At 37.1% G+C, this 16,312-nt stretch carries 9 protein-coding genes; 3 read left to right on the top strand and 6 right to left on the bottom strand.

What is annotated here, in order from left to right; all coding sequences use genetic code 11:
- Nucleotides 1–45 precede the first annotated feature (45 nt).
- From LBYS11_RS20445 to LBYS11_RS20430, 4 genes are all read right to left on the bottom strand, one after another.
- Nucleotides 46–702, bottom strand: a complete 657-nt coding sequence (locus tag LBYS11_RS20445) for a 4'-phosphopantetheinyl transferase family protein (protein ID WP_103118884.1) — start codon at nucleotides 700–702, stop codon at nucleotides 46–48.
- Nucleotides 699–3,869 (bottom strand): non-ribosomal peptide synthetase family protein, encoded by a 3,171-nt coding sequence (locus tag LBYS11_RS20440; RefSeq protein WP_103118883.1) that lies wholly within the window; start codon nucleotides 3,867–3,869, stop codon nucleotides 699–701. Before LBYS11_RS20440 ends, LBYS11_RS20445 begins: the two co-directional genes overlap by 4 nt.
- A gap of 136 nt (nucleotides 3,870–4,005) precedes the next feature.
- On the bottom strand, nucleotides 4,006–5,754 hold the full coding sequence (locus LBYS11_RS20435) for a methyl-accepting chemotaxis protein (protein WP_054548886.1): 1,749 nt from the start codon (nucleotides 5,752–5,754) through the stop codon (nucleotides 4,006–4,008).
- 525 nt (nucleotides 5,755–6,279) lie between these two features.
- A complete protein-coding gene (locus LBYS11_RS20430; RefSeq protein WP_009374122.1) occupies nucleotides 6,280–6,741 on the bottom strand; it encodes a hypothetical protein in 462 nt (153 codons plus the stop codon).
- Nucleotides 6,742–6,890: 149 nt separating this feature from the next.
- On the opposite strand from LBYS11_RS20430, the gene LBYS11_RS20425 reads away from it, so the two are divergent.
- Nucleotides 6,891–8,228, top strand: coding sequence for an AAA family ATPase (locus tag LBYS11_RS20425; protein WP_048394941.1), 1,338 nt, complete (start codon nucleotides 6,891–6,893; stop codon nucleotides 8,226–8,228).
- Nucleotides 8,221–8,952, top strand: coding sequence for a hypothetical protein (locus LBYS11_RS20420; protein ID WP_066038139.1), 732 nt, complete (start codon nucleotides 8,221–8,223; stop codon nucleotides 8,950–8,952). The genes LBYS11_RS20425 and LBYS11_RS20420 overlap by 8 nt, the downstream gene beginning before the upstream one ends.
- Before the next feature lie 43 nt (nucleotides 8,953–8,995).
- Here the strand turns inward: LBYS11_RS20420 and LBYS11_RS20415 are convergent, their stop codons facing one another.
- Both LBYS11_RS20415 and LBYS11_RS20410 read right to left on the bottom strand, forming a co-directional pair.
- A complete protein-coding gene (locus LBYS11_RS20415; RefSeq protein ID WP_103118882.1) occupies nucleotides 8,996–14,086 on the bottom strand; it encodes a DUF4132 domain-containing protein in 5,091 nt (1,696 codons plus the stop codon).
- Between the two features lie 12 nt (nucleotides 14,087–14,098).
- Nucleotides 14,099–14,518 (bottom strand): hypothetical protein, encoded by a 420-nt coding sequence (locus tag LBYS11_RS20410; RefSeq protein WP_048394944.1) that lies wholly within the window; start codon nucleotides 14,516–14,518, stop codon nucleotides 14,099–14,101.
- A 487-nt stretch (nucleotides 14,519–15,005) separates the two neighbouring features.
- Between LBYS11_RS20410 and LBYS11_RS20405 the strand changes: the two genes are divergently transcribed.
- Nucleotides 15,006–16,295 carry a glycoside hydrolase family 18 protein gene (locus tag LBYS11_RS20405; RefSeq protein WP_103118881.1) on the top strand — a complete coding sequence of 430 codons (1,290 nt, stop codon included), beginning with the start codon at nucleotides 15,006–15,008 and terminating at the stop codon, nucleotides 16,293–16,295.
- The last annotated feature ends 17 nt before the right edge of the window (nucleotides 16,296–16,312 follow it).

Raw genomic sequence — 16,312 nt, 5'->3', positions numbered from 1 at the left:
GACACGTTAGGGCAGCGTTTTCTTAATACGGAGGAATAATTATTGTTATGGCTGTAGAAGCTGCTCTTTATTTAATATTGTGGTTATTAACTTAGAATTTTCATTGTTCCAGCAGACGGATACAGGATGCTGCTGATCGAGATAGAGTAATTGGGTAAAAAGGTCTTTCCTTGTTTTTTTTATGTTGGTGGTATCAAGCAAATATGGCGATAGGATTGGCAATAAGCCTGTTTTAAAAAGAGCCTCTTTTAAAGTCCAAAACTCATAAAAAACATGTAAAGGCTGATGAGAGACCAATTGACGCTCTGTCTCAGAAAGCGCATATATCATCATATCTTCACTCACTGGCTTTATTTCTTCAACATCAATGCCGACTCGTCCGATAGTGGTGACTGCTAACACTACCCAATCCCCAGAATGAGAGAGATTAAAATCTCCCTGCCAATGAGGGTGTCCTGCAATATAAGGGCGCCCAAATTCATTATGAGCTAGTTGTAACAGAACGTCATCTATATAGGGAAGGAGTGCCCATCTAATAAGAGTGCTACCTAGCAACGCTCTTTGCTGATCCTGCCAGTGCTTGTATTGCTGAACTTTTCTTTGCACCTCAAAAGGGAGTACTTTAAGGAAAGCATCCCGTTCTGGTGGTGCTAACTGTACTCCTAGAGGAAGTGCAAATAACTGTATAGTTTGTTTTATCATCTTATATTGACTTGTTTTGGTTCAGGAAAGTAGCCTGTATCAATGCCATATTGAATCATTCTGTAAATAAAGGCTTTATTTGGTGCCGCACATTCAATCTTGGTATGAGCTAAAAATTCTATCGTTTTTTTGCAATTGAAGATAAATGGGGAGTCACTTGCTCCATCACCTTCAAGCTGCGCAATGGCTAACGATAAATATTCCTGTACATCTTTTGAATGATCACCATTTAATAGCCAATCTGTATACTCTTGTGTTGACACAATTGTTAGGTCATAACCAATTTCCTTAAGCATATCGATTAATTCTAAATAAGTAAGCGATACAGGGTTACATAAATGGAAGACATGGCCGTTGGTTGCTGGCTGGCTTGCCAAAGAAACAATTGCCTGACTAGCATAATTGATTGGTGTGAAGTCAACATGCCATTGTGCGGTAGGTGTTTTACCTAAATAAAGCATTGATTTAATCATACGGTAAAAGGCATTGTCATCGATATTACGTTGGAATTTACCTGTTTCAGAATGACAGCTTAAATTTCCTACACGATAAATGGAGACAGGGATTGCATCCTGTACAGCGTTTCTAACAAGGTTTTCTGCTTCTAGCTTACTTTGAGTATAAACATTATCAAGCTTAACATTGTAATTGAAGTTACCTTTTGCTTCATTTGGTCCCCATTGTATGGCGGCTAGCTCCTCTGGAATGCCAATTGTCGATACATAATGGAAATGCACACCTGGTTTCTGTTTGGCTATTTCAAGCAAGTAGCGAGTTCCATTCACATTGACATTATTAAAATGATCAGCTGCACCGAAGTGACGTACATCTGCACCACAATGAATGATAGCATTAATTTCTTTCATAATGATTTTTTCATCTTTATCAGATAAGTGTAGTCGTTGCTTCCCTAAGTCACCTTGGATAACAGTAATACGATCTTTCATCTGCTGAGCAATGGTATTGCCAAAATAAAATTGCATACTCTCTCTTAGTTTATCTTCAATCGTAGTTTGGGTGCTTGGTCGAATAAGGCAATATATGTGCGCAGTTGTTGTTGCTAATAGCTCATATAATACATGACTACCTAAATAACCTGTAGCACCTGTTAGTAATACCGATGTCATTGGCAAGGGCTTCACATTTTGGGAGACTTTTAGAGGACTAGGCTCCATTAAGTCCTTGAATACAATGTTTTTAGCTGGCTCGTCTTGATCTTCAATCGCTTCTGGTTGATAATGACGAATATAATGATCCAGTTCAGCAATCGTTTGATATTGGAAGAAATCCTGAATCTTTAAGAATGGTATATGTTTTTTCACTTGTACAAGAATCTCGAGCACTTTTAGCGAATGCCCTCCGATATGAAAGAAGTTATCGTGAATGCCAATTGGCTCAATACCGAGTACAAATTCCCATGCAGTAGCAAGCATACGCTGTGTATCATTTTCTGGGGCAATATATGTAGTACTGCGTGATAAAGTTAATTCCAATGAAGCTAAGTGTTTTCGATCAATTTTTCCTGTAGGGGATAATGGCATTTCTTGCAATTCAATAAATTGCTCTGGCACCATATAATCTGGTAAAAGATTTGCTAAGTAGTCCCTTAAAAGATTCTCCTCAAGCTGCATCCCACTTGCCACCGTATAGTAGGCAAATAAATGATTATTCCCATCAGCCATTTTCTTTGCAATGATCACAGCTTCCTGAATACTCGTATGATTGCTCAATACTGTTTCGATTTCACCAAGTTCAATACGGAAGCCTCTTACTTTAATTTGAGAGTCTTTACGTCCAACAAATTCAATGACACCAGTTGGCAATAGTCGAACTAAATCACCTGTTCGATACATTTTTTGATCTGGCTTTAAGAGATGAGGTACAAATACTTCAGCTGTTTTTTCAGGCTGATGTAAATAACCTGCTGCTAAACCAGCACCAGCAATACATAATTCTCCGATTACATTAACGGGACATAGCTGATCGTCCGTGTTAATAACGTACATTTCATAATTGGCGATTGGTCTACCAATAGGAATACTAGATTGCATGTCTGTTATCTGACTTTTCACCTTAAAATAGGAGGACAATACTGTACATTCAGTTGGTCCATACACATTAATAATTTCTGTAGAGAGTCCAAATTTGTCTTGCCATTTTTGAACTATGGCAGGCAATAGGGCTTCACCACCTACAGATAAATAATTTAATGTCGAAAGCTTTTTTCTATAGCTTACTGGTAAATGTGTAGCTAGCTGTGTAAAGAAAGCATTTGGAACAGTAGCGGTCGTTACTTGCTCACGGTCGATCATATCAGCAAATGCCTCAATGGACAAACGCTCTATACTTGTAAGCATATGAAGTCTTGCACCTGAAAATAAAGCGGTAAAAGTTTCTGTTATAGAAGGGTCAAAACTAAAAGAAATAAACTGGGAATAAACATCTTCTTTAGTTGAATGGTAGATTCGTTGATTATCTGTTATTAAATTAATGACAGCCTCATGCTTAAGCATGACGCCTTTTGGCTTACCTGTTGAACCAGATGTATAAATAATATAGGCTAAATCGGATGGAAGAATTTCACATTGGATATTTTCCTGTGAATATCCTTGCTCCATTTGGTTGATTGTGAACACTGTGCGTGTTTGGGAATCATTATGTATAAAATCATTCAGTAGAGCTGTATGTTCGTTTTTCGTTATGATAAATGGAGCACCTGTATCGTTTAATAGGTACTGACAACGTTCTTTTGGATAGCTCGGATCAATGGGAACATAAACTCCACCAGCTTTCAGGATACCTAACAAACTAATGACGGTTTCTTTACTGCGTTCCATAACTATCGCTACATAGTTTCCTTTTTGTAGACCGTTGGCAACTAACATATGAGCAACTTGGTTGGATTGTTCATTTAGCTGACGGTAGGTAAGTTTTCCACCTTCATAGGATAATGCGATTCGTTCCGCAAATTTTTGGGCTGCCTGATAAAATACGTCAGGTATTGTGGTGTTTTGATCGTAGTCAGCTATTGTACGGTTTAACGTTTGATATGCGAGTAAGTCTTCTCTGTTTAATAATTGTGTACTATTGGATTGAAGTGTTTGTTGGTCAAAAGAAAGCGTATTATTCTGTGATGGGTGTACATCAAATTCTTTTTTATTATTCAATTATGACAACTCCTATTTTAGAAAAGGGCCGACACCTATGAAGGAGCGATTATCGTCATTAGGTCCACAGTAGTGAATCGATCTGTGAGAAACTAACGGACATAACTCTCCTTTATAAGGGCAGCCCTTTCATTTTTTATTTCACTACAAAGGTATTAACAACATTCATTAATTCATCAGATAGCTCGGATAATACTTGAGCTTCTTCAGAAACTCGTTGTACTGTATTCAATTGAGAGGCAGAAGTTGCTGCTACTGCTCTTGTATTGTCCTTTGAATTGACTGAAAAATCTTCCATATCTTTTACGGCAGATGTTACTTCTTCCATACCAGCTGCCATTTCTTCAATTGTTGCAGAAAGCTCTTGAATTTGCCCTGTCACATGGTGAATGGAAGTTAAAATCTGGCTAAATGATTTTTCCGAATCATTGATCATGACAATACCATGATCTACTTCTTCTACAGCGTGAACCATGATATTTACAGATTCGTTTGTATCATGCTGGATATGAGAAATAAGTGTAGAAATTTCTCTTGCAGATGCCTCAGATTGCTCTGCAAGTTTACGTACCTCATCAGCAACCACTGCAAAGCCACTACCAGCCTCCCCAGCACGTGCAGCTTCGATTGCCGCATTCAATGCAAGTAAATTGGTTTGCGAAGCAATCCCTGTAATGATTCCTACGATTTCTTCTATTTTATTGGAATGATCGCCAAGTAATTTAACAGAAGCTGCAGATTGATTAACAGCTTTGCTAATAGCATTCATTTGTGCAACAGATTTATTTGTCGATTCATTCCCTCTTTCAGCTTCCTCTGATGCTAAAATCGAGGATTCTGAAATTTGATTGGACGTCATGGCAATACGTTGAATACCAATATTCATTTCTTCAATGGTAATTGTACTTTCTTTTGCCTTTTGTACTTGAAGATCAGCGCCACTTGCAATCTCCTGCATGGAAGATGCTACATTATTATATGAATCGGAAGCTTCTTGCATATTTACAGATAAAACATTGGCTGTGTTTGAAACACGCTCAGAAACAATCGTTGTACTCTTAATAACATTTTTTAAGTTATCGATCATAGAATTAAAATTTTGTGTGAGCATTCCTACTTCGTCTGTTGAAGTAACTGGTAATGGTTCCAGCTCTAAATTACCTTCTGCGACTTTTTTAGATTGTAAGGAAAGTTGTTGAATTGGTGTTAATTTTTTTCTTAAAAGAGTGTAAACAGCAATGGATGAACCAATTAAGAAAATAACCGTTACTAATAAAGTCCATAGGGCTTCAGACATCGCTTTTCCTGTTACCATTGATACGTCATAGTCAATGGCATAAGCAGCCAGCATATTCCCATTCTCATCCAAGATTGGTGTAAGGCCTGTTTTATAGCTACCATATTCATCGCTATAAATATCTGTTGCTGTTGCTTTTTTTGTATCAAAGACTTCTTTAATTCTTGCTAGGAAATCTGGAGATAAACCCATTGCAATCATATCTTGGTTATACTCTGCCCCTAGTTCAAGTATACTAGATGATAGAACAGGTGCATTAATATTTTCACCGTTAACTGTAATTAAAAATAGATTGGTAATGCTATCTGAATTATCATTGATTGCATCCATTTCACTAGTTAATCGTAGAGCATCAGGGTTACTATTTGTAGGATTCTCTAATATCGATTTTAGTGTAGTAATATCAATGGTTTTGGCTAGGATCATGCCTTTGTCAGAAAGAGATTGATTCATGTCTGTTAAATTACTATTTCTTACTATATAATAAGAAAGACCTAAAGTAACTAATCCAAATAATAATAAAATACTCACTACTATTGCAGTTAATTTCTTACTAATAGACATTTGCTGCTTCTTGCGTGTTTTCATGCTTTTCCTCCTAATATGATATAGCAAATATTTCAAGCTAAGGACTATAAATGGATAATTTAGTCAATGTACTACACATTGAAGATGTTGATGTTATTCGTAGAAGTCCAGATGCGTGTTAACTATTTATAAATGCAAAATAATCTATTTATCCCCTATCATTTAACTACTATACTGCCAAAAAAATTGATTCACAACCCAGAAAACTTACTATTTCAAGTCATGATTTCTATAAATAAACGATGATATATAGTTTTTTAGTCTATATATTTTTTAGGTTAGGTTAAATTTTTACAAAAAGCTATATATTTCCTAGTATAAAAAAGAAGTATGCTCAGATCTAACTTATTTTTAGTTGATTAAAAATTTGGCTGAAATACCAATTTCCAATTCCTTGTTAGGGCTTTTTACTTATTTTGTCATGACTTATATGTAAAGGAATTTGATGATTATTGTTATGGGAATAAAATGAAAAAAGGTTATTTCTTTATTCTTAAATAAAGAAATAACCTTTTCTAATTGTTGCTAAGGCCGCGGATTACCAAATATGCCCGGTAAAATATTAGGGAGTCCTGGTATTAATGGTGGTGGGAAACCAGGATATTGCCCCCCTGGACGTGGCGGATAAGGTTGCGGTGGATAAGGCTGTGGTGGATAAGGACGTGGCGGATAAGGTTGCGGTGGATAAGGCTGTGGTGGGTATGGCCGCGGTGGATAAGGTTGAGGTGGATATGGTGGATATGGTGGTGGGTATGGCGGCGGATAAGAACTACCAGGAGGTGTTCCTGTACCTGCAGCAGTGATTTGACTAACATCCACAGTCACTATTTGACCATTATCTAACTGAATTTCAGCAGTTCTTCCTCCAGTTCCGAATGTCCGAATTAATGTACCTGAATAAGTACCAGTAGGGAGTGTTACCCATATTTTCATACCTGGGCGAAATTGACTGTTAAAATCATCAGGGGCTAATCTAGGATAAACCAATGAAACACACCTTTCTTCATTTTTTCTAACATATGCCTATTACGATTTTTGTCATAGGCTATAGGCTATGGATGCTTAAGTTCGAATTTGTTATAAAATAAAACGATTTTCATTATAATAAGGGAAAAAGCTAAAAGGATGTTTAGCACATGGCAATTATTAAGATAAAAAAAATAAACATACAAAATTTACGAAATGTACGACAGGGTGAAATTGTTCTCACAGTAAATTTTGAGACATTTCTACAAGCGAATGTTGTTGGCCTATATGGACAAAATGGCTCTGGAAAGACAACCATTGTAGATGCATTTAGTTTATTGAAGACACTTCTATCAGGATGGCTTGCTGAAGTGAAGTTGCCCTCTCAAAAGAAGCGACTTATATTGGCAGGAGAGCAAACAGCTAGCATGGATGTAGAATTTCTAGTTCAGAATCAATTCGGTACATTTTTTGTGAATTACTATGTGGAGCTACAGGAGGATCAACATCGACTATATACTACGTTGGAGCGCCTTACCTATCGAGAAAACACGAAAGGGAAGCGATCAAAGATTTTAGTGGCTGTGACGGAGAGGGATGTACAAATTCGTCAATCGAAACTGGATGATTTGAGTGAACAAGCACGAATTCAATTACTGGTTATTCAACAGTTAGCAAGAAAACAATATATATCATTTCTATTCCATAAAGATATAAAGACATTATTACAGGAACGGCTTTCTGAGCTAGAAATGCAGTTGCTACAAAATATTGCTGTTGATTTTAGTCGAGACTTACATGTTGTTAATACTCAAAATATTGCCCCACTATTTGAAGAACGGATGATGCCATTCAGTATTCATTTAGAGAAAACAAGAGGTCTTATTCCTTATGATTTAAATGGACCAGCTTTATTACCAGAGGATGCATTCTATGCATTATGTGAAGTTATTGAACAAAGTAATCAAGTGCTCTCAGCAATTATTCCTGGTCTGACGATTAAAATTAATATCATTACAAAGCAAATGATGGACAGTGGCGAGCAAGGAATTCGTTTTGAATTTTTGTCTCAGCGCGGGGAGCAGGAATTACCGCTACGAACAGAGTCAGAGGGAATTTTAAAGATTATTTCTATTCTTAGTGTATTAATTGCTGTATACAATAATCCGAATGCATGCGTGGTTATTGATGAATTAGATTCAGGTGTATTTGAATATTTGTTAGGTGAGTTGTTAACAGTGATAGATGAGGATGGAAAAGGGCAACTTATTTTTACTTCCCATAATCTACGTGTGTTAGAGGTGCTAGCTATTAAAAATTTATGGTTTACGACAACAAATGAACATCACCGTTATATGCAGCTAAAAGGTATCAAAGAAGTGAATAACGCTAGAGATGTCTATTTACGTGCTATCCAGCTTGGCGGGCAAGAGGAAGAGATATATAAGGAAACTAAAACATTTAAAATAAAGCGGGCTTTTCGTAAAGCAGGTGTTCAACATGACTAAAAAAGTACTTTTGATTATTGTGGAAGGGCAGACGGAGCAAATTATTTTAGAGGATTATTTAGATGCTCATTTTGCGAACTCCACAATACGTTTTGATGTACAACGAGAAGATATCTTAACAAAGTGGGATGCGCACAAACGAATACCGAATATTAAAAACAGTGTTGTACGAGTGATTCAAAGCTATCTTGAAAAATATAAATTTTTAGCCAATGATTTAACAGCGGTTGTTCATATTACAGATGCAGATGGATGCTTTATCGCACCAGAGTGCGTCAAGGTAGATGAGCGTATCGAGCAAAACTTATTTTATACAGAGGATGCTATTTTAGTGAAGTCGGATAAACGCAAAGAACAAATAGAACAACGCAATGATATGAAGGCTAAGAATGCTAGAATTTTGATTGCCAATGACCACTTTAGCATTAACCGTATGAAAGTACCTTATCAATTATTTTATTTTTCTACGAATTTAGAACATGTCTTATGGAATGAGCGCAATGAAATCCCAACAGAAAAAATACAAAAAGCAGATGAATTTATGGACAATCTGACATGCACGATTGAGGAATATTTAAGCACCTATCTCCCAGTTAGTTCAGAGTTGTCTTATAGGGAAAAAATAAAGAAAAGTTGGTCATTTTTAATGGAAGGCTGTCATTCATTGCATCGTGGCACGAATGTACCGCTATTGTTTGAAATGATTAAAACAGATGTAAAGTAAAAACAGGTGACGAATGGAGTCACCTGTTTTTATCTAGAGTACGTTAGTGCATTTGCTCATAGCTTCGAATATGAGTTAATATAGCTGGATCTTTAATTTTTGTATCTTCACATAGTAATAAGAGCTTGGTCATGATCTCAGCCGTCCGTGGATCATCATCCACCATCGGTAAGAAAATTCGTCCACGATGCTGAGATGGGACAGCAATAATTGGGATCATGGAACCGCCTATTTGATGCACCACACCACTTCCTAAATGTAAGGAGTAACTTGCTAGCTTACCTTCTATGAGGGCATGTTGCTTTTTCACTTCCACATTGTTTAGCTTCAATAATTTAGCCAATTCTTCTACGATAATACTGCGCATTTCAACAGTAGAATGACTTGCCTCAGGGTCTACACCACCAACATGAGCTACGCTGACAACAAGATCAATATCTCGCATAACCTCAGAGAATATCGCAGCTGGAATATCATCTAAAACGATATCTTTGCCTGTTAGTCGATCATAGAAGTAAACACCTTCGATTGCAGGTGCTTCAATTTCTGCTGGCGTAAACCAATCTGCCTGTGCATACAAGGATGCCACAATATTTTCCTTATAATATACTTTACGTGGTCCTGTTTCATAGCTGATTTGCCAGCCACGTGTTTTCAACAGGGCTACTGTTTGTGAAGGATTTACTTGATGCCCTGCATAGCGCAATGAATGTTTCTGTGCTTTTTCATCAGCATTGATGAGATATAACTCACGGAACACTTGCTTAAATGGCTGTTTAATGTTGTGCTCGAACATATAGGATTGCCACTGTCTCCATTGACCGCTCTCTAGAAGATGGTAAGGATGAGCAATCTTTATAGAGGACGTAGGAGCAAGGTTCACAATGTCAGCCGATAAAAGCTGTAAACCTTCTGATGTCAGCATTCCAACGTAATTATCGCTAATAAATAGTAGTTTTTGTAACAGCGGAGCTAGAATCGGATGATCTAATAAATGAATGAGCTCCTCGACCGAAAATACTGTTTCTAATTCCATTGCTTGCTCAAGCGCTGGGCGTGCTCGTTTATATTGCTCTTGTAAGTCTTTTCGGGCTTCCTGCAAGGTTACAATATCAGCATGCTTTTTTAATGCAGCAGGAACGTTCTTTAGACGTTTACCATCCTTTTCAACAATAATAGCTACAGAGGCATCATCCTCTATTTGTAGATGGGCTGTAATTTGCTCGATTTGTTGTGCTTTAAATAATTGCTTCATATCGTTAAAGGCAGATAACTCCATACGCCATGTGAAGCGAGTGGCTTCTCCATCCCCTGCATTGCGCGCTAAATTTTCTAGAGCGATACTTGCTGCTCGAGCCTCACTTGCGCGGCGTTGAGCACCAAATTGCTTACTTTCCTTCAAAAACTGTTGAATAAATTGATAGCGTGTCAGGGCGTCTTTGTCATCGGATTTTATTAAAGGGATAAGACCAAGTGCGCGCAGTTTATCTTTATTGCGTTTATCTTGAATTTCTTGCATTAACGGTTTTGGACTGAGCTTACCGATAGCTGTATCTGCATAAAGCTGTGCCCGACGATGGTTGGCTCCTTCAGAAGCATATTTTGCAGCATCATAAACAAGTTTGAATTTCTTAGCCCCAAGTGTTTGATAGGCGCTTTGGAACCAAGCTAAATCGAATGCACCATCACGGAAATCCTCAGCAGTTATGCTAGAGAAAAGGGCAATCTGATCTTTGGCAAAGTCGGATAAAGAATCTGTGGTGTGAGCGATAAAATACCAGGCTGATTCTTTTAGTCCATCCCACCCAATCACTTCACTGACAAGGTCTATCCAATGCTGGTTATACATCATGGCTTCAATTAAACGTTCTTTAGAAATGTCTGTTTTCAGCCATGCTTCTTTTAATTGCTGGGCTGTTTCTTCTTTTTTAGGGTAACAGTTAGTTAGCAATCTGGAGAATACATCCTTTTTCGTTTCTGCCTGCCAAATATATCCTCGCGCAAGTTTTTCTCCGTCAAGTGCTTGTAGAATTTGTAAGAAATAATTAATACCCTCAAAATAAGAAATGCTACTAGCTAACTTTGTAACAGCAGTAGGCGTATCACCACGTTTTAGCTCTATGGCTAAAATTCGATCAATTGCTTGTTCACGAATAGTAAAGAAATCGGTTAAATCTTCAAATGACTGTTGATAGCGTTCTCGTAATTTAGTTGGCTCGTTAAATATTTCTGAAGCGAGCGTATTGGTAAAGATGGCCTCAAATAAGTGATCTTGCGTAAATAAACCAACCTTCATTGCGTCTAAATATTGGAATAAAGATAAATTGTAGACGTTTGGCTTATAGCTTTCATTTTTCATACGCTTTGTTAGCTCTTCATTGAGAGCTAGCATTTTGACATATTCACCATAGGTTGAGTAATCAGACCAGCATCGATCAGCAAATGTCTCAATGACATCTAAATCGATAATGGTAGAAGTGGAACGATAGTAATAATAACCCTTCTCTCGAACATCAAGTTGCCACTGATCAGCAGGGATTTGTTTGAATAGCTGTAACATTATGCCTACTGCCTGTTCGAAGCGATTAAATTCGGGTGCATGCTTTTCGAGTAATGAAAGTGCTTCCTGATGTAGCACTGTATCACCTGAGATTTTGTCGATGTCTTGGGATAGCACTGAGAAAATCTGTTGAATTGTATCGTCATATTTCAAGGAATTAAATTGCGCAACACGTACTTTTAAATCTTTGTATTGGAAGAACGGTTTAATTAGTGTATGAGCTGCTTCGGAAAGATCATGAGCAGCAGGGTATTCTGATAGATTATGGTAAAAATTAAAATAGGCTAAGTCCTCATTACTAAATAATGCTGTCTTCATCCATTGAACAATTTCTTTGGGGATAGGATAAGCATCAAGACTAGCATGTCGTTGATTATCCGATTTAGTTGCCATTACACTATATCTTTGTCCTAATGTAGTGCTAATGGGTGTGTCATTCCATTGGTATGTTTCATATTCTAGTTCAGCATGTTTATCTAAAAGTTGAATAAGCTGCTCTAGCTTAGATAATAATTTATCAACATCATATTGAAAGAATTTTTCAAAAGGTGTAGGTGCCTGTACATAAAGTGGAGCAAGCTGTTGCCAAGGCTCTACACCATTCATTTGAATGGCTCCATCCGAAATACAGCCGTATTGAATAGGGGGATGTGGCGTATACAAGCCAAAGCCATTACTCTCGTTATACTCAGGGACATCCCTTGTAATTAATTGCTCTAACAAAACTTGCTCGTTTTTAGTTACTTTTGGTAATAAGGAGCATAAAGCTGTAATTTGCTCGCTTGCTAAGTTGTGTCGCTTAGAGGCTTCTAATAGTAATTCAAGCCCTCCAAGTCTCTTTAACTGCTTACTATCTTTTAACAGCCTTTCAGCACTTTGTAACAGATTATTCTGTGCCTGAACTTTTAAGAGTGAAATAGCCTCTTTACGAAGTGCACCTGATTTATTTGCTAAAAGATCTTCAATCTTTGCTATTTCTTCTTCTGTTGGTGTTAAAGCACGTATTTTTTTTAACGCGAGAGAACGATTAATGGAACTACGATCTCGTAAAGAATTAAATAAAAATTCGCGTTGACCTTGTGTGACAGGTTCTAGACAATAAATATTCAGTAGGCCGATTCTGCTAGATGGTGAGTAAGAATCTGCATGCTCAATAATTCGTTGGAATAATGCCTCGTCTTGTACATGATGGGCTAAAATAATTTGTGTTGAAATTAAATCTTCTAATGACAAATGGACATGGACAAAGGATAGAGGTTTGCCTGTAATGTTAAGTCCGTCTTTCGTAATTTCACTTTTTGCCCACTCAAGCTGTTCAAATAAAAGGTATTCAATCCCTTGTAACTGTGTGTTTTCTTGCATGAAGGTTTGAAGGATTTGCGCCCATTCATTGTCTCTTGCATACTCACTATTAATATGGTGATTAGCATAAAGAAAATTGCCCCATGCAAAGGCAAACAACTCGATATCTTTTGTTGATAAGATTAAATCCTTTACAAATGGCGCTGTGAAGGAAATTTTCGATAAGTTTTTCAAAAAGGCAAGCGTTGTAAGTTGGATATGTTTATCACGTTTTAAGAGTATTGTTACAAGGTCATTTAATTTCGTATAGTCCTTTGTAGCAGTTGCCCATAATGCAACATAGATATCAATTGTACGTTCACTCGTTAACAGTTGCTCAACAAAGCTGTCTTCTTCGATTGCTTGGATGGCTAATGCAAGAACTTCCTCTGTTATTTTTTGATTTTCGAAACTATTATAGCCAAGTCCCATCCAAGTATCGACTGCTCGAATTACAGAGGAGAAGCGTGTTAGGCGATGTTCCTGAATAAGCTTCATCATGTTGAGTTGTGCATCAAGATTGCCATGGTCAATATTTTCTACTATTGCCTGTCGTAAACCTTCTTGTCGTGCAGCTGCTAATAAGAGTTTGCCAAGGGCATCATGCATCCGATGATTACTTGATTTAAAAATACCTCGAATGAATGGATGGCCGAAAAAGCTACTTTGATGTTCATCAAATAAAATACCTTCTACTGCTTCTTCAATTGACGGGTTTTCTAATGATAGTTCTTCAGCAAGCAACTGCTCAAAGACATTAAAACCCATTACTTTTGTATTTTCATTCTTTAAGACATAGGAGCTATAGCTTGGATAGGTTCCATGCTCATATTGACGATGATTCGTTAACAACTCCTGCAAAGTAATTTCCTCAAATGTCAGCATTTCTTCTATTAATTGTAAACATTGAAACAGATGGTCTTGCACTGGTTGAGAAGAACGAAAAGATCGACGTAAAACACCTCTTTGGAACATTGTAGCATCAAAGCGTAATGCTAGTTTCTTGATCTTAAGTGCACGTTCTTGTGAAGAAAACATGGTAAGCACTTCAAATAATGGTCCACTAAATAGTTCTTCAAGTGATAAATATTGTTGAGCAGCTATAAGCGTTTCAATGTCATAATCTCTATTGTCCATGTATTTTAACAATGCAGCTGCTAAAGGCTGTATTGCTATAGGTGCAGAATCAACTATACTTTGAAAATGTATTTTTTGTTCATGTGAAAGTGTCATATAAATCCCTCCTTACCAAATTCGTCCTGCAAGCATAGTAAGTTTAATAAATGTAAAGACATCGTCTTCCTGTATGTTTAATGGTGTAGAAAGAGAATCTAAAGATTCTTCATTATGAAGGACTAAAAACAGCTCGTCCTGAAAGGCTTGAAGCATTGTGGAAATAGCTTGATCCACTGACTGTACAGTATCCTTTTTCTTTTCTCCAAAATGTACTTTGCCATATTGAGCAGCTTCTTCTAGTTGCTGATCCGATAAATAAACATGAAGTGGTGTATCTACCATTTTCTCATTAAATTGTTGAACCTGCTGTGTAACAAGCTGAACAAGTAAATCTTGTAACGTTATGACAGGCTCTTCAATTGAAAATGAAATTTTTTCAAGTTTACGAGACTTCTTACCGATTACTTTTTGCTGGTAAAATAAACGCAATCTAACACCTCCTTACAATAATTTCATTATACAAGAGTGAGAACAGGGAAAAGAATAAGGCATATGACGCTAGTTGCGTAAAAAAATTTGGGAAAAGTGTTATCAAAAGTAGCCTGCTACAACTGATTTGTAGGGTAGAAAGTGGGTAAAAATTTACTGAAGATTATGCGGAAAGTAGAACATTTGTACGATTATTGTTATCAAGATAAGTATCATTTTGCGTTTTTTTATTCTAATAACGGTGAAGAAGCAGAATATATTACTCAGGTAACTTTTTAGACATACGTATTTAAAAGAACATTCTTTCATGAAATCTCGTAAACGAAGATTATTCTCATTAGTATTAAATAGGTGACATAATACAGCCTACTATTTATTTGCTATAAATAGTGGTGTACTTTTGTGGAGTTGTTAAAAGACATCTTTTCATCTCTGACTTCATAAGCTTTATAGGTATGATTTTATAAAGCTAGAAGGAGGCAAAATCATTCAAATACACGTTGTACGGGCTGGCGAGTCTTTATGGGGAATTGCACAGGCGTATGGGGCTACGGTTCAGAGCATTATAGATGCCAATCAAATTCCAGAGCCAAATCGTTTAGTTGTGGGGCAAGCTCTTGTAATCCCGATTGTCGGAAGCTTTTATTATGTACAGCCAGGTGATAGCCTATGGTCAATTGGCCAACGTTTCGGTATTAATTATGTAACACTTGCACAAGTAAATGGCATTAATCCAAATCAACCATTAGCAGTTGGAACGAGATTATATATCCCACAGCCACCAAAAACAAGGGCAGAAACTTTAGCCTATTTAGAGCCGAGAGGAACATCAGTTAGTGAAGCACTCTTGAATCAAGCGAGGGAAGCGGGTCCTAATTTAACATATTTAGCTTTATTTAGCTATGAGGCTAGGCGTGATGGTACTTTACAGAGGCCACCAAGCCAAGGTGTGACACAAATTGCAAATGATACGGGAGCATCAATGGCAATGGTTATTTCTAATTTGGAGAATTTTAGTTTTAGTGGTGAATTAGCGAGAGATATTTTTCAAAGTACAGCTGTTCAAGATTTATTATTTGATAATATTCTTGCAGAAGCAAAGCGACTTGGGGATGTTAAAGATATCCACTTTGACTTCGAAAATTTGCCAGCAGATCAACGACAAGCCTATAACAATTTTTTAAGAAGAGCTGTAGAAAAATTTCACACTCAAGGATATACAGTGTCTACAGCATTAGCTCCTAAAACAAGTGATAGTGAACGAGGACCATGGACAGCGGCACATGATTATAGAGCACATGGGGAAATCGTGGACTTTGTTTTACTCATGACTTATGAATGGGGATATTCAGCTGGCCCACCAATGGCCGTTTCACCTCTCCCAGAGGTAGAAGCAGTTGTAAAATATGCGGTGAGTGAAATACCTGCAAGCAAAATTATGTTAGGGCAAAATTTATATGGCTACGATTGGACGTTACCTTTTGTTCAGGGGGGAGCGTATGCAGAAGCGCTTAGTCCACAGCGAGCCATTGAAATTGCTAAACGTTATAATGCAGCAATTCAGTATGATTGGAGAGCCCAAGCACCATTTTTTGAATACTATGATGAGCAAGGTAGGGCGCATATGGTGTGGTTTGAAGATGCTAGATCTATTCAAGCTAAATTCAATCTCATTAAACAATATAACCTTCGTGGTATTGGTTATTGGAAATTAGGACTACCATTCCCTCAGAACTGGGTGTTAATTGGTGCCAATTTTGATGTGGTAAAGAAATGAGAAAATGAAGAAAAAGG

Source organism: Lysinibacillus sp. YS11 (assembly GCF_002896375.1).
GTDB classification, from domain to species: domain Bacteria; phylum Bacillota; class Bacilli; order Bacillales_A; family Planococcaceae; genus Lysinibacillus; species Lysinibacillus capsici.
Note: the sequence above shows the minus strand (reverse complement) of the source record. Positions and strands in the feature narration are given on the sequence as shown.